At 34.3% G+C, this 24,920-nt stretch carries 23 protein-coding genes; 9 read left to right on the forward strand and 14 right to left on the reverse strand.

Annotated features, from left to right (window positions below; translation table 11 throughout):
• Positions 1 to 65: 65 nt before the first annotated feature.
• From E0Z07_RS00865 to E0Z07_RS00890, 6 genes are all read right to left on the reverse strand, one after another.
• The gene (locus tag E0Z07_RS00865; protein ID WP_006258747.1) at positions 66 to 1,406 is read right to left on the reverse strand and encodes an MFS transporter; all 1,341 of its coding nucleotides are present in this window, start codon (positions 1,404 to 1,406) and stop codon (positions 66 to 68) included.
• Between the two features lie 80 nt (positions 1,407 to 1,486).
• On the reverse strand, positions 1,487 to 2,173 hold the full coding sequence (cmk, locus tag E0Z07_RS00870; RefSeq protein ID WP_006258748.1) for a (d)CMP kinase: 687 nt from the start codon (positions 2,171 to 2,173) through the stop codon (positions 1,487 to 1,489).
• Between the two features lie 320 nt (positions 2,174 to 2,493).
• A complete protein-coding gene (gene lon, locus E0Z07_RS00875) occupies positions 2,494 to 4,962 on the reverse strand; it encodes an endopeptidase La (RefSeq protein ID WP_006258750.1) in 2,469 nt (822 codons plus the stop codon).
• 201 nt (positions 4,963 to 5,163) lie between these two features.
• Complete coding sequence (locus tag E0Z07_RS00880) at positions 5,164 to 6,135, reverse strand: hypothetical protein (RefSeq protein ID WP_006261852.1); 972 nt, start codon at positions 6,133 to 6,135, stop codon at positions 5,164 to 5,166.
• A gap of 87 nt (positions 6,136 to 6,222) precedes the next feature.
• On the reverse strand, positions 6,223 to 7,521 hold the full coding sequence (locus tag E0Z07_RS00885; RefSeq protein WP_006258752.1) for an MFS transporter: 1,299 nt from the start codon (positions 7,519 to 7,521) through the stop codon (positions 6,223 to 6,225).
• Between the two features lie 51 nt (positions 7,522 to 7,572).
• Positions 7,573 to 8,388, reverse strand: a complete 816-nt coding sequence (locus E0Z07_RS00890) for a M48 family metallopeptidase (protein WP_006258753.1) — start codon at positions 8,386 to 8,388, stop codon at positions 7,573 to 7,575.
• Between the two features lie 115 nt (positions 8,389 to 8,503).
• On the opposite strand from E0Z07_RS00890, the gene E0Z07_RS00895 reads away from it, so the two are divergent.
• Together E0Z07_RS00895 and msrB are read left to right on the forward strand one after the other, a co-directional pair.
• The gene (locus E0Z07_RS00895) at positions 8,504 to 9,370 is read left to right on the forward strand and encodes an alpha/beta hydrolase (protein WP_006258754.1); all 867 of its coding nucleotides are present in this window, start codon (positions 8,504 to 8,506) and stop codon (positions 9,368 to 9,370) included.
• A 4-nt stretch (positions 9,371 to 9,374) separates the two neighbouring features.
• Entirely contained in the window at positions 9,375 to 9,851 is a 477-nt protein-coding gene (msrB, locus tag E0Z07_RS00900; RefSeq protein WP_006258755.1) for a peptide-methionine (R)-S-oxide reductase MsrB, read from the forward strand.
• A 357-nt stretch (positions 9,852 to 10,208) separates the two neighbouring features.
• On the opposite strand, the gene E0Z07_RS00905 is transcribed toward msrB, so the two are convergent.
• Positions 10,209 to 10,940: a biotin--[acetyl-CoA-carboxylase] ligase gene (locus tag E0Z07_RS00905; RefSeq protein ID WP_006258756.1), complete on the reverse strand. Its 732-nt coding sequence runs from the start codon at positions 10,938 to 10,940 to the stop codon at positions 10,209 to 10,211.
• Positions 10,941 to 11,039: 99 nt separating this feature from the next.
• Here E0Z07_RS00905 and rsfS point away from each other — a divergent pair, with 99 nt between their 5' ends.
• The 7 genes from rsfS to E0Z07_RS00940 all read left to right on the forward strand — a co-directional run bounded on the left by rsfS (position 11,040) and on the right by E0Z07_RS00940 (position 16,641).
• Positions 11,040 to 11,411: a ribosome silencing factor gene (rsfS, locus tag E0Z07_RS00910; RefSeq protein ID WP_006258757.1), complete on the forward strand. Its 372-nt coding sequence runs from the start codon at positions 11,040 to 11,042 to the stop codon at positions 11,409 to 11,411.
• 18 nt (positions 11,412 to 11,429) lie between these two features.
• Positions 11,430 to 13,394: an ATP-dependent zinc metalloprotease FtsH gene (gene ftsH, locus E0Z07_RS00915; protein ID WP_006258758.1), complete on the forward strand. Its 1,965-nt coding sequence runs from the start codon at positions 11,430 to 11,432 to the stop codon at positions 13,392 to 13,394.
• A gap of 114 nt (positions 13,395 to 13,508) precedes the next feature.
• The gene (locus tag E0Z07_RS00920) at positions 13,509 to 14,120 is read left to right on the forward strand and encodes an LUD domain-containing protein (protein ID WP_006258759.1); all 612 of its coding nucleotides are present in this window, start codon (positions 13,509 to 13,511) and stop codon (positions 14,118 to 14,120) included.
• A gap of 1 nt (position 14,121) precedes the next feature.
• Positions 14,122 to 14,922, forward strand: a complete 801-nt coding sequence (locus tag E0Z07_RS00925; RefSeq protein ID WP_006258760.1) for a phosphatidate cytidylyltransferase — start codon at positions 14,122 to 14,124, stop codon at positions 14,920 to 14,922.
• Between the two features lie 2 nt (positions 14,923 to 14,924).
• Entirely contained in the window at positions 14,925 to 15,578 is a 654-nt protein-coding gene (locus E0Z07_RS00930) for a phosphatidylserine decarboxylase family protein (protein WP_006258761.1), read from the forward strand.
• Between the two features lie 3 nt (positions 15,579 to 15,581).
• On the forward strand, positions 15,582 to 15,854 hold the full coding sequence (locus E0Z07_RS00935) for an acyl-CoA-binding protein (protein WP_006258762.1): 273 nt from the start codon (positions 15,582 to 15,584) through the stop codon (positions 15,852 to 15,854).
• A complete protein-coding gene (locus E0Z07_RS00940) occupies positions 15,841 to 16,641 on the forward strand; it encodes a superoxide dismutase (protein ID WP_006258764.1) in 801 nt (266 codons plus the stop codon). The genes E0Z07_RS00935 and E0Z07_RS00940 overlap by 14 nt, the downstream gene beginning before the upstream one ends.
• A gap of 62 nt (positions 16,642 to 16,703) precedes the next feature.
• Here the strand turns inward: E0Z07_RS00940 and dnaB are convergent, their stop codons facing one another.
• The 7 genes from dnaB to E0Z07_RS00975 form a co-directional block, all read right to left on the reverse strand.
• Complete coding sequence (gene dnaB / locus E0Z07_RS00945) at positions 16,704 to 18,281, reverse strand: replicative DNA helicase (RefSeq protein ID WP_006258765.1); 1,578 nt, start codon at positions 18,279 to 18,281, stop codon at positions 16,704 to 16,706.
• Between the two features lie 135 nt (positions 18,282 to 18,416).
• Positions 18,417 to 19,370, reverse strand: a complete 954-nt coding sequence (locus E0Z07_RS00950) for an acetyl-CoA carboxylase carboxyltransferase subunit alpha (protein WP_006258766.1) — start codon at positions 19,368 to 19,370, stop codon at positions 18,417 to 18,419.
• 63 nt (positions 19,371 to 19,433) lie between these two features.
• A complete protein-coding gene (locus tag E0Z07_RS00955) occupies positions 19,434 to 20,327 on the reverse strand; it encodes a DMT family transporter (protein WP_006258767.1) in 894 nt (297 codons plus the stop codon).
• Positions 20,314 to 21,387, reverse strand: a complete 1,074-nt coding sequence (locus E0Z07_RS00960) for an LptF/LptG family permease (RefSeq protein WP_006258768.1) — start codon at positions 21,385 to 21,387, stop codon at positions 20,314 to 20,316. Before E0Z07_RS00960 ends, E0Z07_RS00955 begins: the two co-directional genes overlap by 14 nt.
• A gap of 38 nt (positions 21,388 to 21,425) precedes the next feature.
• Positions 21,426 to 22,556, reverse strand: a complete 1,131-nt coding sequence (gene tgt, locus E0Z07_RS00965; protein ID WP_006258769.1) for a tRNA guanosine(34) transglycosylase Tgt — start codon at positions 22,554 to 22,556, stop codon at positions 21,426 to 21,428.
• Positions 22,557 to 22,646: 90 nt separating this feature from the next.
• Positions 22,647 to 23,660, reverse strand: a complete 1,014-nt coding sequence (locus E0Z07_RS00970; RefSeq protein ID WP_006258770.1) for an iron ABC transporter permease — start codon at positions 23,658 to 23,660, stop codon at positions 22,647 to 22,649.
• 2 nt (positions 23,661 to 23,662) lie between these two features.
• Positions 23,663 to 24,805, reverse strand: a complete 1,143-nt coding sequence (locus E0Z07_RS00975) for an ABC transporter substrate-binding protein (RefSeq protein ID WP_131540153.1) — start codon at positions 24,803 to 24,805, stop codon at positions 23,663 to 23,665.
• Positions 24,806 to 24,920 lie beyond the last annotated feature (115 nt).

The following is a 24,920-nucleotide window of genomic DNA, read 5'->3' on the forward strand; positions in this document are numbered from 1 at the left end:
TAAATCAAGATTTAGCACGCTTTTTTTATATCTAAAAATATTCTCTTAAAAGAAAGAATACATATTTACTCTTTTATGTTTTCTTCTACAGCCTGTGGATTGTGTTTATACTTAAATATAATAGCAAACAATATAGTTACTACTAAAGCATATCCTGCGAATATAAGCCATGAATGTCTCCAACCTTCTAACTGTAAAGTAACATCTTCTTGGCTATATACAAAGTGATTCACAATGTACTGAGCGATAAGCATACCTATTGTTGCTCCAAAACCGTTAGTCATCATCATAAATACTCCTTGTGCAGAAGAACGAATATCTTCACTTGTCTCATTATCTACATATAGAGAACCTGATACATTAAAGAAGTCAAATGCAATTCCATAAACAATCATAGACAATATAAACATCCATACTCCATTTCCTGGATCACCTATACCAAAGAATCCAAAACGAAGAACCCAAGCAAACATTGACATCAACATTACTACTTTAATACCAAATTTTCTAAGAACAAATGGAATTAACAAGATACACAAGGTTTCTGAAACTTGTGATAACGAGATTAACGCATTAGCATTATGTGCTCCCCAAGAGTCAGCGTATTCTGGTACTTTAGAGAAACTCGTAATAAAAGGATTCGCATACCCATTCGTAATCTGTAATGACACTCCTAGCAACATTGAGAAGATAAAGAATACTGCCATCTTCTTCTCTTTAAACAAACTGAATGCCTTTAGTCCAAAAGCATCTGCTAAACTCTGCTTCTCATTAGATTTATTAATAGGGCAATTAGGCAATACGAAACTGTATAAGAAAAGAACTATTCCTAAAACACCTGATACAAAGAATTGATAATAATTAGATTGAAAACTCTCAAAAGCGATATCTCCACCAAAGTTAAACCCTAAAGAACCATCACTGTGGAACCCAAAAAAGTTAACAAACAACATCGCACAGATAAATCCTACTGTACCAAAAGTACGTATAGGCGGAAAGGCCTTAATCGTATCGAGGTGATTCTGTTTTAATATTGCATAAGAAGTTGAATTAGATAAAGCGATTGTAGGCATAAAGAAAGCTACACTACAAGTGTAAAGTGTAAAGATCGTTGTAAAGTCTACATCCCCTCCTGCTATAAAACCGTAATAACCTGTAGCAATCATAAAAATAGCTGCGGCTAAGTGATTCAATCCTAACAACCTCTGAACTGGTATCCATCTATCAGCTACTATTCCCATGATAGCAGGCATAAAAATAGATACTATACCTTGCATGGCATAAAAAAGACCAATCTTAGGCCCTAGCCCAACTGATCCTAAATAGTTCCCCATAGATGTTAAATAAGCCCCCCAAACAGCAAATTCGAGGTAACTCATCAACGTCAATTTTGCTTTTACATTCATTACGTGTGATATTATTTCTGTGTTATTAGTTTAAGAGTTTATGCCCTTAAACCTCGTTTTATAAGTGTGTTTATAATAATTTATTTAATTCTTTTTTGCGCTAAATCCAGAATTAAATTAAACTGTTCTTCTATAGTTAAATTAGAATTATCTACCTCTACAGCATCATCTGCCTTTACTAGTGGTGAATCTGCTCTGCTTGTATCTATTTTATCCCTTTCTACTACATTGTGAAACACTGCATCATAACTCACATTAGGGTCTTTATCTTTCAATTCATCAAAGCGTCTTTGAGCACGTATTTCTGGAGAGGCAGTCATAAATATCTTTAACTCTGCATCAGGAAACACAACTGTTCCTATATCTCTTCCATCCATTACTACCCCCTTAGACTTACCTAAATTTTGTTGTTGTTCTACCAACTTTCTTCTTACCTCAGGTACTTCTGCTATCTGACTTACAAACTGTGATACCTCTAAACTGCGTATCACACCTTCTACATTCTCTTGGTTTAAGAACACTTCTGCAAATCCTTTCTCTGGATTGTACTCAAAGTGTAGTTCTACTGATGGTAATGACTCTATTAACCCTTCTCTATTGAAGTAATTTTCTTTTATCAAACCTTTTCTCATTGCAGACAAAGTAACCGCTCTATACATAGCTCCTGTGTCTATATATACATAGCTAAGAGACTTCGCTAATGATTTCGCTAATGTACTTTTCCCGGTAGAGGAAAAACCATCAATCGCTATAGTAATCTTTTTCAAATTGAAAAATTTAAAATTAGTTTAAAACTCATTGATTTGTCAAATATAGTAGTATTTATAAGCTTTCGTATCTTTTTAAAAACACTTTATAAATAGCTATTTCTAATCAAAACACCTTTTTAAAACACTCATTGTAAAACAAATACTAAAAAAGCACCTTAAAAATACGACTATTTTCTACAATAATGGCTAGCAAAAGTAAGTTAATCTGTAAAAATTCCCATCATTTTAAGGTCACAAAATACAGCCAAGAACCTCTTATAACTAAAAAAGCCTCACTTTTATAAAAGTGAGGCTTTCTCTATCCTATCTAATAAGTTTTACTTTTTAGCTACTTCTAGCTTCTTAGCATTCTTTACCTTCTGATTTGTAATTGCGATCTCTAAGACTTCTTCCATTTTATCTACATAATGGAAAGTCAATCCTTTAAGATACTCTTCTTTAATATCATCGATGTCTTTTCTATTATCTTTACACAAGATGATCTCTTTCACATTAGCACGCTTAGCTGCAAGAATCTTCTCTTTAATACCTCCTACAGGAAGCACCTTTCCTCTTAAAGTTATCTCACCTGTCATCGCTAAGTTCTTTTTCACCTTGCGTTGAGTAAATGACGATACCATAGAGGTTAACATCGTAATACCTGCACTAGGTCCGTCCTTAGGCGTTGCCCCTTCTGGTACGTGGATATGTATCTTATAATTATCAAATACTTCTTGAGCTATATCTAACTCTTCTGCATGAGCCTTAATATACTCTAATGCGATAGTAGCAGACTCTTTCATCACTGTACCTAAGTTACCCGTGATAGATAGTTCTCCTTTACCTTTAGAGATAATTGATTCTATATATAGAATATCTCCTCCTACACTAGTCCACGCTAATCCTGTTACTACACCAGCCACATCATTATTCTCATACTTATCATTTTCAAAACGTGGTGTACCTAAGATCTTTTTGATATCCTCTTCTGTCATCTTCACATTATACTCCTCTTCCATCACGATATTCTTAGCCACACCTCTAGCGATGTGTGCTAGTTGTTTATCTAAGCCACGTACTCCAGACTCTCTTGTATAATTCGTGATGATAAACTCCATCTGTTTTTTACCAATCACTACATCTTTAGAAGTTACTCCATGTGCCTTTAATTGTTTTTCTAACAGGTGCTGTTTTCCTATCTCTACTTTTTCTTCTATCGTATACCCTGTCATCTCGATAATCTCCATACGGTCTCTTAATGCAGGTTGTATAGTGCTTAGACTATTAGATGTCGCGATGAACATCACCTTAGACAAGTCATACCCCATCTCTAAGAAGTTGTCATAGAACTCGTGATTTTGTTCTGGATCTAATACTTCTAACAATGCAGAAGAAGGATCACCATTATGACTAGAAGACAGCTTATCTATCTCATCTAATAAAAACACAGGATTAGATGTCTTTGCTTTCTTTAGACTCTGAATAATACGTCCAGGCATAGCCCCGATATATGTCTTTCTATGCCCTCTGATCTCTGCCTCATCGCGTAACCCTCCTAGAGAAATACGTACATACTCACGACCTAATGCATCTGCTATAGATCTACCGATAGAGGTCTTACCTACTCCTGGAGGTCCATATAGACATAGAATAGGAGACTTAAGATCGTTTCTTAACTTCAGAACAGCCATGTGCTCTAAGACACGCTTCTTCACCTCTTCTATTCCATAATGATCTTTATCTAACTGCTTCTGAGCATTCTTTAAATTAAAGACATCCTTAGAATAATGATTCCAAGGCAACTCTAAAAACAATTCTAAATAGTTTCGTTGAATACCAAACTCAGCTACTTGAGGGTTCATTCTTTGGAACTTCATTAACTCCTTATCGAAGCGCTCCTGTACTTCCTTAGACCACTTTTTATTAGCAGCTTTCTTACGCATTTCTTCAAACTCCTCTTCATTTGAGAAACCACCCAATTCTTCTTGGATTGTTTTCATTTGTTGGTGTAAGAAATACTCTTTTTGCTGCTGGTCTAAATCAACTCTAACTTTCGTTTGAATATCATTGCGCAACTGAAGTTTTTGCAACTCTAAAGTCATCATCTTTAAAGCTTCTAATCCTCTAGCATTTAGATCATCTATATTAAGTAATCGTTGCTTATCAGCAATATCCATACTCATATTAGAAGAAACGAAGTTAATTAAGAAAGATTCACTAGAAATATTCTCAATAGCAAATGCTGCATCTGATGGTATATTAGGATTCTCTTTGATAATTTCTAAAGCAGTCTCCTTAATAGAATCAACTATAGCTGAGAACTCTTTATTCTTCTTGCTAGGGCGCTTCTCTTCACGAGCCACCACATTAGCCTTCATATAAGGTTCTTCTTGTGTTAGTTCTGTAATCTCAAAACGTTTTTTACCCTGTAAGATAACTGTGATATTTCCGTCAGGCAACTTTAATAACTTGATAATACGAGCCACTGTCCCTGTATGGTATATCTCATTGATACCAGGATCATCAGTACCCTCATCTATCTGCGCTACTACACCTATCGTTTTATCTCCTTTATTTGCTCTATTTAATAATTCAATAGACTTATCTCTACCTGCTGTAATAGGAATCACTACACCTGGAAATAATACCATGTTTCGCAATGGTAATATCGGAAGTGAAGTAGGTAACTCTTCTTTATTCATTTCTTCTTCATCTTCACTCGAAAAAATTGGAATAAACTCTGAATCACCATCTCCTAAATCTTGTAACGACAAGTTGTCAAATGTTATTATTTTTTGATTTGCCATATGTATTTTTACGTCATTTTGTCAGTTAACAGTTTTTTTTCGACATAGCCTAACTACAACCACACCCATAACCTACTGATTACCAACAAAAACATTAATTTTTAATTGTTCTACCTATATAATATTTCAATCTTTATGCCACAAAAAAATCCTTACTCTTATGGCAAGGATTTTTTCTCTTTTATGTTAAAATACAAAATATTATTTACTCGGAGAAGAAATAATTATAACAGAAAAATCTCCATAAGTGATTTTTACTCTTTTATCTTGGTCTTCTTCTTCCACTCCTACTAAAGTAGCTTCAAATCTACCTTTTAATAAAAACTTATTAGGATCATCTTTATCTTTCTCTGCATAATCAAAACGCAAGAAACCTTCACTCTCTGCCACATCTTTAGACGTGTACTTAACTCCATAAGGAGAAGTATACTCTACGTTAAACCATCCTAATTTCTTAAAATCTTTAGGATCATTCGATACAACGATATCATTATTATAAGGAAAATCTAATACTATCTTCTGTGTCTTCTCTACACCATCTATACTAGATACGTATGCTCTTCCTGCCTTTACTTCTACAGACTCCTCAGGATTAGTAAAAGGTTCATTATCTGCAAACGCTTCTAAGTACGTAGCCTCTTTTCTAACAAAAGGGATATCTACAAAGTTTCCACTAATAGGAAATGACTTTAAGTTAGGGTCATCTTGTATACTTGGCATCATGCGCTTAATATCAAAATCACCAGACAATACTCTTGCCTTTCTATTAATATTACCTATAGACATAATCCCTGTCACGATATTAGGACGCAATGTGTCCTTCGTAGTATACAGAAGCTTATTCTCCCAAGAATAGTAATTACTCTCATTCACATTAGTAGGAAAGTTACCTGACTGAAACTTTAAAGTTCTAAGGATCAGTTCGTCATTTTCATAATTCTCACTTCCTGTTAACTTCACTTTTATTTCTAAACGTCCGTTTTTATCTAACTCAGCTACTATTCCTTCTCTCATTAAGATAGTCTCTCCCTGATTATGAATAGTCATAATCGGCTTACCTACTCCCTGCTCACCTTCTATGATAGAGTCATAAGATTCATTATCACACGAAGCTACGGTCATAGCTGTGATAGAAAATAAACTAATCGCTAATATTCTAAATGTCTTTTTCATATTATATCTTACTATTCGTAAAGTAATCAATTTTTAAAAATATTTCAATAACAAAAATACAATCTTATTTCTTTTTTAATACTAATTCTATCTTTTATTAGGTATTCTTAATAGTAGAACGAAACCTACAGCAAAAAATAAGATTAAAAACAATATAGCATTCTGCATCTTACCTGTTATATCACTCACTAGTCCATACATAGACATCCCTAGTACAATACCCAACTTCTCCGTTACATCATAAAAGCTAAAGAATGAAGTAGTATCCGTAGTCTCTGGTAGTAGTTTAGAATAAGTAGATCGAGACAACGATTGTATTCCTCCCATTACTAATCCCACAAAACTAGCTGCCACATAGAACTCATTAGGTGTGATTATAGTATATGCATATAGACATATTATAATCCATAACGCATTTAATACACATAACGTATAAATATTTCCAATTTTTTTTGACAATAGAGAAGTCAGATAAGCTCCTAGTACAGCTACTAACTGGATCATCAGTATACTTAATATTAAGCCTGTCGTACGCTGAGTATCGTTTTCCCATGCGATTTCCTTTTCTCCAAAATAAGCTGCGATAATCATCACCGTCTGTACAGCCATACTATAAACAAAAAAAGCGACTAAATACCTCTTTAATGCAACATACTCTTTTAGCTCTCCCCACACTCTTTTTAACTCTCTAAATCCTTTAAAAAATAACGATTTAGTAATTTTCTTCTCATTTTTAAAATCTGGTAAATACCTAAAAGTATAAAGGCTAAACCCTATCCACCATAACCCTACTAATATAAAGGAGAAACGCATCGCTGTCATCGCTGTTGTAAAACCAAAGAAGTCATACTTCATGACTAACAATAAGTTTAATAATAACAGTATCACACTCCCGATATATCCTAGTGCATATCCTTTTGCACTTATTCTATCTTGTTGTTCAGTAAATGCTATATCAGGAAGATATGAATTATAAAAAACCAAACTTCCCCAAAAACCAATTAACCCAAACATATAGATCAATAAGCTCAATAGCATATAGTCTAGACTAAAAAAATAAAGAAGCATACACGATATAGACCCTATACCACAGAACAACTTCATAAAGAACTTTTTAGTCCCTAGATAATCTGCTATTCCTGATAATATAGGCGATAGTATACATACTATTAAGAATCCTATCGCAGTGATATAACTAATAATTGACTCACTCTTAATAGAGGTTCCCCAAAAGTCAAAACTATCAATGTTCAACTCTCTAAATAAAGATCCATAATACAACGGAAAGATAGATGACGAAATAACTAAAGCATATACAGAATTAGCCCAATCATAAAACGCCCATGCATTTAAAAGTTTTTTATCCCCTTTTACAAAACTTTTCATAGTCTAGTCTATTTAAAAAAATAAGCTACCCAAAGGTAGCTTACTCTATTTTTATCTTCCGAAAGATACACCAAATTTTGCTGCTTCAGCTTTCGCTTCAGGAATTAATTTCTTCAAATTAGCAATACGCTCTTGATTACTAGGGTGTGTGCTCATCCATGAGCTCCCACCTCCACTTCCATCTCTGGCAGCCATTCTACTCCAAAAACTAACTGCTTCTTCTGGATTATACCCAGCGATAGCCATTAGTGTCAGGCCTATCTTATCAGCCTCAGTCTCATGTGATCTACTGAAGGGCAACATTCCTGCCACATTACTACCATACCCATATAGTCCTGCGCTTAACTGTTTAGTCGTAGCGCTAGACTTAGCAGTAGCTGCATCTATTGCCACAGCTCCTGCCTGCTGTAACATACCTGCACTCATGCGCTGTTGTCCGTGATTAGCTAATGCGTGAGCGACTTCATGCCCCATCACTACAGCTATTCCTGCATCTGTCTGACAATATGGCAAAATACCTGTGTAGAACACAATCTTACCTCCAGGCATACACCACGCATTCACTTCCTTATCATCTACTAAGTTATACTCCCACTTATAGTCATTAAGATAACTCCCATACCCATTAGCCGTCAACCAAACCTCTGCTGCTTTCTTAATTTTTACACCTACGTCAGCTACACGTTGTGCATCTTTTGTCCCTTTTATCACCTTATGTTCCTTTAAGAAAGTATCATATTGTGAAAAAGACATTGGAAACAACTCAGCATTAGAAGTAAATGCCATCGTTTTTTTTCCTGTAAAAGGATTTGTTGCACAAGCAGTTAACAACAAAAAAGTTCCGATAGAGAATACGATTTTTTTCATTATTTTTTATTTTCAAAATTAATAGGAATTCGCATAATTCAAAAACTTTTACTTTTATAATAATTCTTTTAGATTCTTTTATTTTGTAATTTTACCTCCTTAGAACATTATTATAATGCAAAGTCAAAAACCAAAACAATCGCTTGAAATACCAAAAAGCATAATAGTAATAGGAAAAACATTACAATTATTTTCAAATAACCTAGCGACTAGATTTGCTCAGAACTTATTCATCACTCCTCTTAAATTTAAACCACCAAAAAGAGAGAAGGAGATGTTTGATAAAAGTGTTGTCACTAAAATAACCGTGCCAGCTCTGCGCAAAGACATCGTAGTATACCAATATGGAACCAATAAAGCTGCTGATAAAAAAGCACTTCTTATACACGGATGGAACGGTAGAGGTACACAGCTAGTGACTATTGCTAATATGCTCATGAGGTCTGGATATGACGTCGTTAGCTTCGATGCACCTGGTCATGGCAAGTCTCCTAAGACGAAGACGAATATGACAGAATTTATTGCTTCTGCATTCGAAGTAGAGAAACAGTTCGGTCCATTCGAACTCGTTATCGGTCACTCACTAGGAGGAATGACTACCATGAATGCGCTTAGAGATGGTCTAAAAGCTAAAAAAGCTGTCATACTAGGAAGTGGAGACGTGGTAAAGGATGTAATAGATGACTTCGTCAAACAAATAGAACTAAAACCTATTATCTCTAAAAAGATTCAAGAACGATTCGAAACTCAGTTTAACCAAACTATGGAGAGCTACACTGTACACTTAGCAGCAGAAGAAATAGACATTCCGCTTCTAATTATGCATGATGAAGATGATGTAGACGTTAATGTAAGAGCAGCTTATGCGATTAAAAAACACAGCAAGAATGCAGAGATTATGATCACATCAGGTCTTGGACACCGCAAGATCTTAGGAGATAAAAAAATAATAGAACGCATCAAAGCTTTCATAGAACAATAGATAAATGAAAATAGTTGTATTCGGTTGTATCATTCTAAGTATATTAGCCTGTAAAGATGTAAACTATCAAAAGATACCAAAGATGAAAAAAGATAAAACAACAACAGAACAAGAATGGCAACAAGCCCTTACCCCTGCTGAGTACTATGTACTACGAGAAAAAGGGACTGAACGTCCATTCACTGGAGAATACAACGACTTTAACGAAAAAGGGACATATCACTGTGCAGGATGTGGACAACTATTGTTCAGCTCTGATACTAAATTTGATGCACACTGTGGCTGGCCATCATTTGACAAAGCGATAGAAGGTTCTGTGACTTACATAGAAGACCTATCTCATGGAATGAAGAGAATCGAAGTGACCTGTTCTAACTGTAATGGACATCTAGGACATATCTTCCCAGATGGACCTACTGAGACTACAGGTATGAGATACTGTATGAACTCCATCTCATTAAAATTCAAAAAACAAGAATAACTATAGATAAAGAGAATAATGATTTAATTATTCTCTTTTTTTGTTTGTATACTTCCTATTTCACTTCACTCATATTTCTATCTAGCAGCGAATGAGTCCGTAGTGAGTCCGTTATGAGTCCGTAGTGAGTCCGTTAAAACATCTAATATAACGGAGTCAACACAGACAAACCATACTATGATTAAGTACGCATCACTTACAAGTATAAAACAAGATATAAAGGAAAGAGAAAGAAGACACACTAAACACAACACTACAGCATAACTATATCATACTACTTTATCACAATAAGTGATAAGATACTAAATCTACTGGCAGTACAGCCCTTAAGAAGGGCTCTTCCTTCCGGAGCAGTTATCAGTATAATAACTTCACTTGTTTAATATCAAATAGCGCTACACTATCATCTTCTTTTTTCACACTGAGTAGTCCATTCTTAGTCACCCCTAGTATAATTCCCATAAAACGAATACCACTAGGCAGTTCAAAAACACTAGGAACATTAATACGGTATAGACTTCGATGATATTCTTCCCATATAAATGTGCTACCAGAAGCTAGATACTTCTGACAGTATACTGTCAGCGACTCTAGTATGCTATGCATAAGTTCATCCTTATTTACTTTATCACCACATAATTTGAATAATGACGTGGCTTGTGGTAAATGATCGAAGTTTTCTTGGTTAGCATTTATACCTATACCTACTATTGACAAGGTTTCTCCGGAAGCTTTGATAATATTTTCGATCAAAATGCCACCTATTTTCTTATTATATGACAATATGTCGTTTGGCCACTTTATACTAAATGGCAGATTGTATAACTTTTTAAGACTAGAATATACACTTAAAGCAACTAGAATATTTAGATCAAAAACGTGCTCAGGGGTCTCTAACAATTCTTTCACTAACACACTAAACGTTAAGCTACTACCTACTTCCCCCTTCCATACACTTCCTCTCTGACCTTTGCCCTGAAACTGGTTTTCAGTAACGACAACAGTAAAGTTTTCTAGATTCGAATGCGTTAATATTTCCTTCAAATAAGTATTCGTTGACCCTATGGCATCGAGTTTGATAATATTCATGTAAAATAATTATAGACTAATCTGATCGATTTCATTATATTTGAATCCAAAATTAGCAAACATTACATTTAAACTAGAATAAAATAAGACAAAAAATAAATGGCAGACAAAAATATTAATAACGACGAATTGATTGCAAACATTGTAAAAGGGATAGAATCAGTTAAAGGTGAGAACATTACAATAATCGATTTAAGAGAAATAGACAACACTCCTTGCGATTACTTTATCATAGCTGATGGTAACTCTAACACTCAAGTTAATGCCATTTCAGGTTCTGTACAAAAATTAGTCTCTAAAGAATTACGTGATAAACCTTGGCACGTAGAAGGTGAAGATAATGCAGAATGGATTTTAATGGACTACGTAAACGTTGTTGTACACGTGTTTCAAAAACACATCCGTGAATTCTACAACATTGAAAGCTTATGGGGAGACGCTAAAATCACGACTATTGACAGCCAGTATTAACCACTAAACCAAAATTTCATGTCGGAAAATATGAAACCTAACCAAAATAAATCAAGATTTAATCCATGGGTATTATATGGTAGTATCTTGGTAATTATATTGGTGATAAATTTCCTTACTAATGGAAGCAGCTTTGGAAACTCAAGACAACTGGGACTTTCTAAGCTATATGAATATGTAGATAAAGGATATGTTGAAAGAATTGACTTTAGCCGTTCTGTTGCTAAAGTATATTTAACACCAGAAGCTCAAAAGAGCAAAGAATTTGAAGATTTAAACAAAAATAATATTCTTGGAAGAGAAAACGCAGGACCTCAATTCTTAACTGATATTGGAGATTCTAAATTGTTTCAAGAAAAACTAGACAAAGCTACTACTGAAGGAAAGATTAAAGAATATAAATCTGAACCAGAAAGCAACTGGGGAGATATCTTAATCAGCTTCTTACCTATCATCATCATCATCGGATTCTGGTTATTCATGATGAGAAGAATGACTGGTGGCGGAGGAGCTGGTGGTGGAGGTCAAATCTTCTCTATCGGTAAATCTAAAGCAAAGTTATTTGACGAGAAAAACGACATTAAAGTTAGCTTTAAAGATGTAGCTGGATTAGAGGGTGCGAAAGAAGAAATCGTTGAAATCGTTGAATTCTTAAAGAACCCTGAAAAATATACTTCTATCGGAGGTAAGATACCTAAAGGAGCACTATTAGTAGGGCCTCCAGGTACAGGTAAGACTTTATTAGCTAAGGCTGTTGCTGGTGAGGCTCAAGTTCCTTTCTTCTCTCTATCGGGATCTGATTTCGTAGAGATGTTTGTAGGAGTAGGTGCTTCTCGTGTAAGAGACTTATTTAAACAAGCGAAAGAGAAATCTCCTGCAATTATCTTTATTGATGAGATTGATGCTGTAGGACGTGCTCGTGGTAAGAGTAACTTCTCTGGTTCTAACGACGAAAGAGAAAACACTTTAAACCAATTACTAACAGAGATGGATGGTTTTGGTTCTAATACTAACGTGATTGTATTAGCCGCTACTAACCGTGCTGAGATATTAGATAAAGCATTACTAAGAGCTGGACGTTTTGACAGACAGATCTATGTAGACTTACCAGACGTTAAAGAACGTGAGGCTATCTTTAAGGTACACTTACGCAACATTAAGAAAGTAGATAACCTAGATATCGACTTCTTATCTAAGCAAACACCTGGTTTCTCTGGTGCTGATATCGCTAACGTATGTAACGAGGCTGCATTAACAGCTGCTCGTAAAGATAAAAAAGAGGTGGATATGCAAGACTTCTTAGACGCTGTAGATAGAATCATCGGTGGTCTAGAGAAGAAAAATAAAATCATCTCTCCTGAAGAGAAATATGCTATCGCTATACATGAGGCAGGTCACGCTACAGTAAGCTGGATGTGTGAGCACGCTTCTCCACTAGTGAAAGTAACTATCGTTCCTAGAGGACAGAGTTTAGGAGCTGCATGGTACTTACCTACAGAAAGACAAATCGTGAGAACAGAACAAATGTTAGACGAGATGTGTGCTACTATGGGTGGACGTGCTGCTGAGAAGATAATCTTCGATAAGATATCTACTGGTGCATTAAGCGATCTAGAGAAAGTAACTAAACAAGCTAAGGCTATGGTTACTATTTACGGTCTAAACGAAAAACTAGGTAATATTACTTATTATGATTCGTCTGGACAAAGTGAATACAGTTTCGCTAAACCGTACTCAGAAGAAACTGCTCGTGTAATAGACCAAGAGATATCTTCTCTGATAGAAGGTCAATACGCAAGAGCTATTTCTATCTTGTCAGAGAACAAAGAAAAACTAGTACAACTAGCAGATTTACTTTGTGAAAAAGAAGTAATTTTCAAACAAGATTTAGAGAACATCTTCGGTCCTAGACCCTTTGATAAAGAAGGAGCAGTAGAACTTAATCTAACTACTGAAACAAAAACTGAAGACAACATAGAATAATAGAGGTTCAAGCTCTATAAACATTAAAAATCTTAACCTAAAGGCAACTTTAAGTTAAGATTTTTTTTATCTTTGAATACTTAATCAATTTATTTCATCGGAGTTTATTTTAATATGAGTTTTTTCAAGAAGTTATTAAAAGTATTTCAACCTTCTGACCCAGTAGAGGAAAGCCCTGCTGTGCATAAAAGTCAATACTTACCTGAAGAAAAACTTCCTGTGGATGAACTTTTTACTTTAAACTTTAAAGAGAATGGCGGCAAGTTTCTATACTGTGAAACGCTAGATGAACTAAATGAATCTTTTATCAATATTCTCGTAGAGAATGATTGGTTTGAAACTGAAGCACAAACGTATGAAAGTCCTCTGTACTCAATGTTACAAGAGAACAATATAAAATATGGCGAAGTAAAGAACCCAACTTTCTTTTTCTCTGGGTGCGAAAACTTAATAGCCGAAGACGGTTCTATTCTATTTTGTGATAAACAAATCAAGAATAACAAAGCACACGATTTACCTGATAATATTGTAGTCCTAGCTAAGACTAGTCAAATGACAAGAACAAAAAGTGATGGCTTAAGAGAAATCAAGAGAAAATATGGTAGTGCACTACCTAGTAACATTACAACATTTAATTGCTTTAAACAATCTACCAATGAAAGCGATTTTTTAAGTTATGGTAGAACTCCCAAGAATTTGTATTTATTACTTTTAGAAGATCTATAATATGTCAGAAACAGTTACTCGAGCAATATCAGGCGTTGTATACATTGCGCTTTTGATTGGAGCAACGTTGTACTCACCTACTAGCTTTGAAATTCTTTTCGGAGCATTTATGTTCATTGCATCATACGAATTTGCAAAACTAATCAAGCTACCAAAATCATTAGCCATGATTATCTCTCTTATGGCTTCTGCATGTCTTGCGTGGTATAGAGATATATTACCTATTAACGCGATAGCTATATTCGCAGCAGTAGTACTTCTTGCATTATTAGCAGAACTATTCACTACAAAAAAACCTAATCGATCATTTCCTATCAAAATGATTATATTCTTAGGTTATGTAATATCATCATTTGTGACACTTCAGTACTTACCGTTTGTTAATGATGGTAATCAGCCTGTATATGTTCCTCAAATCATTATTGGTATTTTAATAATGATCTGGACTAATGATACTTTTGCTTATATCACAGGAAAGAAATTTGGTAAAAATAAATTATTCGAAAGAATATCACCTAAGAAAACAATAGAAGGTTTTTTAGGGGGAATGTTGTTTACAATTATTGCAGGAACAATCTTAAGTCAATATTTCGACTTTTTTAATATTGTAATTTGGATAAGTAGTGCTATTTTTGTCAGCATTTTTGGAACGATCGGGGATTTAGTAGAATCTCATTTCAAAAGAGAGGCTGGTGTAAAAGACAGCGGTGCTATCATGCCAGGGCATGGTGGGATCTTAGATCGACTAGACAGTGTTATATTTGTAGCACCATTTTTGTATTTAATATATCAAATTTTATAACTATGTTTCACAAAGAAGGAACTAAAATCATTTTCTTTTCATTAGTAATAGCTGCTGTATTAGTAGTTTTAGCTGATGTACTATGTGCTAGTATTCCATGGCTAAGAGTAGTCCTGCAATCAATAGTATTAATCTTTTTAATTCTAATATTACAATTCTTTAGAAACCCTGACAGAACTGTTACGGCTGATGATAATAAAATCTTAGCTCCCGTAGACGGTAAAGTTGTTGTTATAGAAGAAGTTTACGAACCAGAATACTTTAAAGAAAAAAGATTAATGGTATCTGTGTTCATGTCCCCTATCAATGTACACGTAACACGTTATGCTTTAAGCGGACTTATCAAATACAGCCAATACCACGCTGGTAAATACTTAGTAGCTTGGCATCCAAAAGCTAGTGAAGAGAACGAGCGTACTACTGTAGTAGTAGAAAATCCTGTTTTCGGAGAAGTAATGTACAGACAAATCGCTGGAGCATTAGCTAAACGTATTGTTAACTATGCTAAACCAGGTATGCAAGTAGTACAAGGTACTGATGCTGGATTTATTAAATTCGGTTCAAGAGTAGACTTATATTTACCATTAGGCACAAAAGTTGATGTGGTATTAAATCAAAAAGCAATTGGTAATAAAACTGTTATTGCGCACAAATAAATAATGAGCAATTTAGATTTAGATTTTACAGAAGCATACGAGCGAATTTCAAGAGAGGCTAAGAACCTTCCTCCTGATGTAATGTTGCGCATCTATGCTTTTTACAAACAAGCTACAAATGGATTAAGCCACCAAGATTTCGAAGATATGTCTAGTGATCTTAAACGTGCTTTTAAATTTAATGCTTGGACACAAGTAAGTCATTTAACAATAGAAGAAGCTAAATTAGAATACATTAAGTTAGCGAAAGAAATATTAGATAATGAAAAAGCTTAAGGTAACATTAATCACTGTAATCACTCTGAACTTTGTTCTACTTACTTCTTGTAATAACAAGGAAGAACTAACAGAAGTACAGATACCAGAAAGGGAATCTTTTATCACTAAAAATTCTAACTTTCCGGATCCTAATACTATCAAAACTAAACAAGGACCATTCGAAATGCAAGGTATTGGTCATGGTTTTGGTGATTATGTTGATATATTAAAACCTGAAAGCGTTTATATACATTACGACAAATACCATCTAAGCTATACTAATAAATTAAACACCTCTGTACATGGTACTCCATTTGAAAGAGATAGTATATCTGGCTTAGTGGCTAAAATTGATAATAATTACCCTAAACTAAAGAATTTCTCAGGAGCATATTACAATCATAATATCTACTGGCGTTCTATTTCTCCATTAGAAGAAAAAACTCCTAATGAGAGCCTTAAAAATGCTATAACAGAATCCTTTGGTTCTATGGCAGAGTTTAAGAAAGAGTTTATAACGCAAGGAAATGCTCTAATTGGGTCTGGCTGGCTATGGTTAGTACAGGTTAACGGAACATTACAAGTCATTACAACTGTAAACAACGACTCTCCTACAATGCCTGAAGTAGCTAAAGGAAGTCCTCTTCTGGGAATAGACTTATGGGAACATGCCTATTACCCTACTTACGAAGAAGACATTACAGCCTATTTAGAAATGTGTTTTAAACATTTGAATTGGGATTATGCTAACAAACTTTATAGACCTAAAGTTATTACTACAACTCCTATTACACAAGTTCAATAATAAGATATCATCTATACAAAAAAACGCCTACTTTATAAAGTAGGCGTTTTTTGTATATTTAGTTAAAAAGGAACATCATCATCATTCTGATAGCCCCCTTGGTAACTACCTTGACTAGGAGCTGAACCAAATACAGAATCACCAGATGGTAAATTCCCTACAAAGTTCTGTCTATAATCTCCTCCCTCTTGATTATTCATTGCAGATGAGAATGTATTACCAAATCCAATCATATCATCATCTAAATTATCAAACTTACCGAACTGCCCTAAGAACTTAAGACGAATATTATCTAATCCACCATTTCTGTGTTTCGCTACGATAAATTCTGCTTGTCCTGCAGTTGGACTTCTTTCCTCATCATCCCATTCTTCAATTTTATAGTACTCTGGACGATAAATAAACGATACAATATCCGCATCCTGCTCAATCGCTCCAGACTCCCTTAAATCGGATAATAAAGGCCTTTTAGAAGCACCTCGTGTCTCTACCGCACGAGATAACTGAGATAAGGCAATAACAGGCACGTCTAATTCTTTTGCCAATGCCTTAAGCGTTCTTGAGATAGTTGAAATCTCTTGCTCACGGTTCCCTCCCCCTTTAGAGTTCCCACCAGCTGTCATTAACTGTAAATAATCGATAATAATCAATTTAATTCCGTGCTGAGAAGCTAAACGACGAGCTTTAGCTCTTAAGTCAAAAATAGATAAAGACGGAGTATCATCTATATACAATGGTGCACGCTCTAAGTCTTTTACTTTTACGTTTAATTGTTCCCACTCATGTGTTTCTAATTTTCCTGTACGCAGTTTTTCTGATGAAAGTCCTGTCTCCGAAGAAATAAGACGTGTAATCAACTGTACAGAAGACATCTCTAATGAGAAAACCGCAACACCAGCACCTGTCTCAATAGCAATATTTCTAGCCATAGATAATACAAAGGCTGTCTTCCCCATACCAGGACGAGCTGCTATAATAATCAAGTCACTTGGTTGCCATCCAGACGTAAGCTCATCTAACTTATGGAAACCTGTTGCTAATCCACTTAGTCCTTCTTTAGTACTGATTTCCTCAATTCTTTTCTTTGCTTGCGCAACTAAAGACTGAGCTGTCTCCGAACTTTTCTTTATATTTCCTTGTGTAACTTCATATAATCTAGATTCAGCTTTATCTAATAAGTCAAATACATCACTTGTCTCATCATAAGCATCTTCAATTATCTCATTCGAAATACGTATCAAACTACGTTGAATGAATTTCTGTAAAATAATGCGTGAATGGAATTCAATATGCGCAGAAGAAGTAATCTTTTGTGTAAGACTAACCAGGTAATAATCACCACCAACTTGATCTAATTTACCATTCTTACGCAATTGCGTAGATACAGTTAATAAATCTATAGGTTGATTACTTACGAATAATTGATCGATTGCTTCAAATATATGTTTGTGAGCATCTTTATAGAAAGCATCAGGTTGTAATATATCAATAACCTCATCAATACCTTTCTTATCAATCATCATGGCTCCCAATACAGCCTCTTCTAAGTCAATAGCCTGTGGTGGAAGTTTTCCTTTCTCTAAAGACACAACTTCTCTAGAAAAAGATTGCTTTGGTCTAAATTCTTTTGCTTGTTCCATAATGCGAAATTAATCCTTTTTGACGATAACTCAATCCTTATTTATACAATTAGCTTGTTAATAAGATAACTAATAATTAGTGAAAAAAAAATCCGAGATAGACTCTCGGATTTTAGTATTTCTATATATTCAGAACTAGTCTTTATACTCACCCATTTCGAAGTATTTCTCCATGCGTTTTTCTATTAACTTATCTGTTGATAACTTAGCTAAGCTACTATATGTATCTACGATATATTTCTTAACAGTAGCGAAAGTTTCTTCTCTATTAGTATGTGCTCCTCCAAGTGGTTCTGGAATGATATCATCAACTAATTTGTTTTTCTTCATATCATAAGAAGTCAACTTTAAAGCATCTGCTGCTCTTTCTTTATACTCCCAACTTCTCCATAAAATAGAAGAACATGATTCTGGTGAAATTACAGAATACCAAGTATTCTCTAACATCGTTACTTTATCACCAACACCAATACCTAAGGCACCTCCTGAAGCTCCTTCACCTACGATAATACAGATGATAGGCACTTTAATACGGAACATTTCATAGATATTACGAGCGATAGCTTCACCTTGTCCTCTTTCTTCTGCTTCTAAACCTGGGTATGCACCTGGAGTATCAATCAAAGTGACAATAGGAATATTAAACTTCTCTGCCATTTGCATTAAACGCAAAGCTTTTCTATATCCTTCTGGATTAGCCATACCGAAGTTTCTATACTGTCTAGTCTTAGTATTATATCCTTTTTGTTGACCAACGAACATAAAACTTTGATCACCAATCTTACCAAGACCACCTACCATTGCTTTGTCGTCTTTTACATTTCTATCACCAAAAAGCTCTAGGAAAGTATCTCCACATAAAGCCTTAATATAATCTAATGTATAAGGTCTATTAGGGTGTCTAGACAATTGAACTCTCTGCCAAGCAGTCAAGTTTTTGTATATATTCTTCTTAGTTTCTTCTAATTTCTTCTCAATTTGCTTACAAGTTGCTGACACATCAACATCAGATTCTTCACCGATCAAAGCACATTTATTCAGCTGTTCTTCAAGCTCTTTAATTGGAAGTTCAAAATCTAAATATTCCATTTATGATTAAGTTTTAGTTTCAATTACGAATGACAAAGATAAAACAATACTCGGATAGATAAGCTATCTAGTACTAAGTTTTCTCTTTTTTCTATTTTTAACAATACCATTTAGTACCACTGTACTCAAAATCAACAGGGCTCCTATATAAAACTCCAAGGTCATTTTCTCACTGTCTTTAAAGATGGCCACAGCTAATAAAATACCATACACAGGTTCTAGGTTAATAGTCAGCATCACTGTAAAAGGTGTTAAATAGCGCATAATATAGACTGAACCTAAAAAAGCAAATGCTGTACATACTGTACCTAAAAGTAAAAGCCACATCCAATCATTTAGACTAACCTCAAAAAATTCTATAGTAAAACCTCCTGTAATCAATAATACTAAGGAAAGAACTATAAGTCCTCCTAACATTTCGTAAAATGTAATAACTGGAGCAGCAGTATGCACGATTAGTTTACTATTAATAATAGAAAACAAAGCTGACAAACAAGCTGCAATTAGTCCTAAGAGTATTCCTTCTATATACTCTCCACTCACACTAAAGATTAAAGTCAAAGCACATATAACTACAAAGCCAAAGAACACTTCATAGCTTACTACCTTTCTCTTTAAAATTAATGGTTCTAAAATGGAGGCAAAAAAGGCTCCTGTGGACAAACAAGCTAATGTGATAGAAATATTAGAAACCTTTATGGCTAAAAAGAAAGTTAGCCAGTGTAGCGCAATAACTACACCTGCTCCTAAAAACTGTATAATACGATGTTTGGGCGCTTTTATAGATTGCTTTGTAAAAACATAAAATACTAATAATGTAATTACTGCTATTAAAATTCGATACCATACTAATGGCAGAGCTTCTAGAGAAATTAATTGTCCTAGAATTGCTGTAAATCCCCATATAAAAACAATTAAATGGAGATATATCTGACTTTTTATATTATCTGCGAGCATTTCGAAGTAAGAATATTGCTAGAATACCAAAAACAACATTAGGTAGCCATACCGCTACTAAAGGTGGAATACTAGACGCTTCTGCCAATGTACCAAATATCTTATCAAAGAAGACATAGATAAATGCTAAAGCAATCCCTATGGCTAAGTTCATTCCCATCCCTCCTCTTCTCTTCATAGAAGAAACAGATACCGCAATAATCGTTAGAATAAACGCTGATACAGGTACACTATATTTTTTATACAAAACGACTAAATATACATTAATATTAGAAGACCCTCTCATTTGCTCCTTTTCTATGAATCGTTTTAAAGGCCCTAATTGCATTGTTTCTGCAGCGTATACTACAGGAGTAAGATCATCTATATCGAAGTCAAGCTTCATTTCTTTCTCATCAGCTCTTTCAAAATGATCTTCAGTTTCACCTATCTCTCTATTAAAATAACTAAATAACGTATAGGTCTCTGTCTCAGGATTCCATACAATACGGTTAGCCGTCGTTTTTGAAGTCATCTTATTTCCATCGAATACTTCTAATGAAAAGTTATATCCTGTCTTACTATTGTAGTTAAAGTTACTTACATAAATAAACTCAGTAGGGCTAATTTGTCGATATACGTTCTGGCTCTCCCGTACCTCTGTACTCTTCATATACTTATAACGGAAATCATTATACCCTTGACTAGCTTTAGGTACAATAAAAACAGACATTACTAAAGCAAAAATAGAAATGAAAGTAGCCCCGATAATATAAGGTCGTAAAAAACGAGTAAAGGAAATTCCCGAACTAAGTATTGCTACAATTTCTGTATTATTAGCTAGCTTAGAAGTAAACCAGATAATAGAGATAAATAACAATATAGGAAACAACATATTAGCAAAATAGATTGTAAAGTCCAAGTAGTACATTAGTACTGCTGGCAAGGGTACCTTATTTGCTAATATCTTGTTTATTTTTTCAGAAACATCAATTATGATTCCTATAGGCACAAAAAGCAATAATAACACAAAGAACGTTACTAAGTATCTTTTGAGTATATACCAATCTAATATTTTCATATAATTACTATTTGATGCTTCTTTATATTTTGATTAAATTATAAACGGTTATCCATTTGTTTCACCATCTTATTTTTCCACTCTGTAAAAGTACCTGCTAAAATCTGACGACGAGCTTCACGTACTAACCATAAATAGAATCCTAAGTTGTGTATCGTTGCGATTTGTTTACCTAATGATTCATTAGCTGCAAACAAGTGACGTAAATAAGCTTTTGAATAAGCTGTATCTACCCATGTATATCCATTCTCATCAATAGGAGAGAAATCATCTTCCCATTTCTTATTTTTCATATTCATAGATCCATGAGCTGTGAATAACATACCATTACGAGCATTACGCGTTGGCATTACACAGTCAAACATATCTACTCCTAAAGCAATATTCTCTAGAATATTAATAGGAGTACCTACTCCCATTAAATAACGAGGTTTGTCCTTTGGTAAAATATTAGTTACTAATTCTGTCATTGCATACATTTCTTCTGCTGGCTCACCTACTGATAACCCTCCAATGGCATTACCATCAGCACCTATATTAGCAATATACTCTGCAGACTGTTCACGTAAATCCTTAAAAGTACTTCCTTGTACAATAGGGAATAACGTTTGAGAATACCCATACATCTCTGGTACTTTAGTTAAATGATCTACACATCTATCTAACCATCTATGTGTACGATGCATAGATCTCTTAGCATATCTATAATCACATGGATAAGGAGTACACTCATCAAAAGCCATAATAATATCAGCCCCGATAGTACGTTGAATCTCCATTACGCTCTCTGGTGAAAAGAAATGATAAGAACCATCAATATGAGACTTAAACTTCACCCCTTCTTCTTTAATCTTTCTATTAGATGATAAAGAATATACCTGAAATCCTCCACTATCTGTTAAGATATTACGATCCCAGTTCATAAACTTGTGTAACCCTCCTGCCTGTTTAAGAATCTCCATTTTAGGTCTTAAATAAAGGTGATAAGTATTACCTAAAATAATGTCAGGATTAATCTCTTCTGATAATTCACGTTGATGAACTCCTTTAACAGAAGCTACAGTACCAACTGGCATAAAAATAGGTGTCTCAATAACACCGTGATCAAGCGTAATCTTCCCAGCACGTGCACGAGAATTTACGTCTGTATGTAATAAATCGAACTTCATAATTATTATTTACAACTCGCAAAGATAAAGCAAAACTATGGATGCTTTTAATTTTTAATATTTTTTTCTATTCTACTCTCAAACGAACTCTTACTGAACTTTTCTTCTTAAAATAAGCCATATTACAATAGGCGCTCCGAATATAGAAGTAACAGCATTAATAGGCAACAAGAACTGCTCTCCTTTTATTTGGGTAAGCATATCACATATCAACATTAAGACTCCTCCTAATAAAGCTGTAGTAATAATCAAATAGCGATGACTACTCACTTTTAATATAAGTCTCGCTATATGAGGCACTGCTAATCCGATAAACGCAATAGGTCCTACTAATGCAGTCGATATCCCTGCTAGAAGACTAGTGACTAAAATAATCATATTACGCGCCTTCTTAACATTAATCCCCATAGAAGATGCGTAATTATCACCCAATAACATTGCGTCTAAAGCTCTAATAAGTAACATACTTCCTAATACTCCTATCCCAACAACAATAGCAAAAAGAGTAATACTTTCCCAACTCAAGTTACCTAAACTTCCCAATGACCAAAACGCAAAACGCTTTAACTGCTCTGCAGAACTAAAATAGGTCAATATACCAACTATCGCATTAGCAAAGCTTCCAAACATTAATCCTACAATTAGAACAGTAACTGTATTTCGGACAGAATTAGAAACTAATAACACTAAAAAAAGTAAACCTAAGCTTCCTAAAATAGATACAAGAGCGATACCATAAGTAGAAGTAAAAATAGAAACAACAGTTGTTGGTAAAAAAGATACACCTAATATCAATATAGCAACACCTAAGCTCGCTCCAGAACTTATTCCTAACACATAACTTTCTGCCATAGGGTTCCGAAACAGCGTCTGCATAAGCAGCCCACTTATAGAAAGGGCTACTCCTACCAGAACAGCTACAATGGCTTTAGGCAATCTATAATTAAGAATAATATAACGCCATGTCTCTTTCACCTCTTCCTCTCCTAGTAGCACACTTATCACTTTACTAAAAGGAATATGTATACTACCCATAGATATATTGAAAATAAACAGGATTAACAAAGCTATCACTAAACCTATGATACCAAATTTTTTACTCATAATTACTTTAGTTGTTCAAAAAACACAGGTTGGTAATTAGGTATAGATATCTCTGGATGTAAAATATAGATCAAATCTTTTAATACTAAATCAGGGCGTGTCGGTCCTAATTCATAGAATAGACTTCCTCCTGTCTCTCCTTTTCTTGGAGAGAATGAATATACATTCTTATTTTTAAAAGCATTAAACTTAGCATAGTGCGGATTAGCATCTACTAACTGTTGAAGAGTTTCATATTGGGCTGGGTTAATCCAGAAAGATGCATCTATAGCTTTATCAAGTACCACCTCTAATGACAGAGATAAACTCCCCGTACCTTCTGTTTCTTTCCATAAATAGTCAGACTTAGCATCTTTAAAATATATAGCCATCCAGCTTTGCCCTTGAGGAGTGTACCATACATCTTGATACATAGCACCACTCATCACAGTCGGGTTATTTTTAGCATCTTTCACTAAAGCTTGTGCTTCCTTATAATCTTGAACTATTTTATCAAAAAAGATCTTCGCTTCCTTCTCTTTACCATATAAAGCCCCAAATAGTTTAATCCACTCCGCTTTACCTAAAGGTGTCTGTTCTACCCAATCACCATTATATACTACAGGTATCCCGCTCTTTTCTATTAATTGTAAAGCTTGATTAGAACCATCCATAGCGAATGCTACAATAACTGAAGGATTTAAATCTAATAATAACTCTGTATTTAATTGTTCATTTTGTCCAACTTCCTTAATCTGACTATCATTTATTAACTTTCTAATCGAAGGAGATGATACATAATTTAACCCCGGAAAACCTTTCAATGACTTTTCTTCTTCTAACACTACTAATGAAGGAAGGTGTGTAGTTGAAGTAACTACTATAGACTGAACAGGTACTTTAAGACTAGGAAGTGTTCTTAACGAATCAGGAATAACCTCTTTACCTTCTTTATATAACACATATTTAAAACTTTTATCTGCACCTACCCAAGCCTGCTTTACATTTACCACCGAGTATTGATCATAAGCTTCTATAGTAAATCCTTTTGCATATTCTATTGTATTAGTATCATCAGAAGTAATTACAGTATTACTCTCTTTTTTACAAGAGACAAATACAGTCGTTACTAAGAATAGTATAGAATAAATCTTCCAGTTTTTCATAATTATCTTATTGGTTTAAATACAAAAATAGAACATTATTAAATATTAAAAATATAAATCGACTACCTCAGTAATAGATTGATCAAATACGATTTTCGAAAACTACGTAGGAATT

Source organism: Myroides odoratimimus, assembly GCF_004337635.1.
Lineage (GTDB): Bacteria > Bacteroidota > Bacteroidia > Flavobacteriales > Flavobacteriaceae > Flavobacterium > Flavobacterium odoratimimum.

Bases quoted from the DNA above. Each gene is read 5' to 3' on its own strand.
- E0Z07_RS00925 (WP_006258760.1), top strand. From the start codon at position 14,122: ATGTCAGAAACAGTTACTCGAGCAATATCAGGCGTTGTATACATTGCG.
- E0Z07_RS00895 (WP_006258754.1), top strand. From the start codon at position 8,504: ATGCAAAGTCAAAAACCAAAACAATCGCTTGAAATACCAAAAAGCATA.
- lon (WP_006258750.1), bottom strand. From the start codon at position 4,962: ATGGCAAATCAAAAAATAATAACATTTGACAACTTGTCGTTACAAGAT.
- E0Z07_RS00905 (WP_006258756.1), bottom strand. From the start codon at position 10,940: ATGAATATTATCAAACTCGATGCCATAGGGTCAACGAATACTTATTTG.
- E0Z07_RS00890 (WP_006258753.1), bottom strand. From the start codon at position 8,388: ATGAAAAAAATCGTATTCTCTATCGGAACTTTTTTGTTGTTAACTGCT.
- E0Z07_RS00960 (WP_006258768.1), bottom strand. From the start codon at position 21,387: ATGAAAATATTAGATTGGTATATACTCAAAAGATACTTAGTAACGTTC.
- ftsH (WP_006258758.1), top strand. From the start codon at position 11,430: ATGTCGGAAAATATGAAACCTAACCAAAATAAATCAAGATTTAATCCA.
- E0Z07_RS00880 (WP_006261852.1), bottom strand. From the start codon at position 6,135: ATGAAAAAGACATTTAGAATATTAGCGATTAGTTTATTTTCTATCACA.
- tgt (WP_006258769.1), bottom strand. From the start codon at position 22,556: ATGAAGTTCGATTTATTACATACAGACGTAAATTCTCGTGCACGTGCT.
- rsfS (WP_006258757.1), top strand. From the start codon at position 11,040: ATGGCAGACAAAAATATTAATAACGACGAATTGATTGCAAACATTGTA.
- dnaB (WP_006258765.1), bottom strand. From the start codon at position 18,281: ATGGAACAAGCAAAAGAATTTAGACCAAAGCAATCTTTTTCTAGAGAA.
- E0Z07_RS00935 (WP_006258762.1), top strand. From the start codon at position 15,582: ATGAGCAATTTAGATTTAGATTTTACAGAAGCATACGAGCGAATTTCA.
- E0Z07_RS00930 (WP_006258761.1), top strand. From the start codon at position 14,925: ATGTTTCACAAAGAAGGAACTAAAATCATTTTCTTTTCATTAGTAATA.
- msrB (WP_006258755.1), top strand. From the start codon at position 9,375: ATGAAAATAGTTGTATTCGGTTGTATCATTCTAAGTATATTAGCCTGT.
- E0Z07_RS00940 (WP_006258764.1), top strand. From the start codon at position 15,841: ATGAAAAAGCTTAAGGTAACATTAATCACTGTAATCACTCTGAACTTT.
- E0Z07_RS00950 (WP_006258766.1), bottom strand. From the start codon at position 19,370: ATGGAATATTTAGATTTTGAACTTCCAATTAAAGAGCTTGAAGAACAG.
- E0Z07_RS00975 (WP_131540153.1), bottom strand. From the start codon at position 24,805: ATGAAAAACTGGAAGATTTATTCTATACTATTCTTAGTAACGACTGTA.
- E0Z07_RS00970 (WP_006258770.1), bottom strand. From the start codon at position 23,660: ATGAGTAAAAAATTTGGTATCATAGGTTTAGTGATAGCTTTGTTAATC.
- E0Z07_RS00955 (WP_006258767.1), bottom strand. From the start codon at position 20,327: ATGCTCGCAGATAATATAAAAAGTCAGATATATCTCCATTTAATTGTT.
- E0Z07_RS00885 (WP_006258752.1), bottom strand. From the start codon at position 7,521: ATGAAAAGTTTTGTAAAAGGGGATAAAAAACTTTTAAATGCATGGGCG.
- E0Z07_RS00920 (WP_006258759.1), top strand. From the start codon at position 13,509: ATGAGTTTTTTCAAGAAGTTATTAAAAGTATTTCAACCTTCTGACCCA.
- E0Z07_RS00865 (WP_006258747.1), bottom strand. From the start codon at position 1,406: ATGAATGTAAAAGCAAAATTGACGTTGATGAGTTACCTCGAATTTGCT.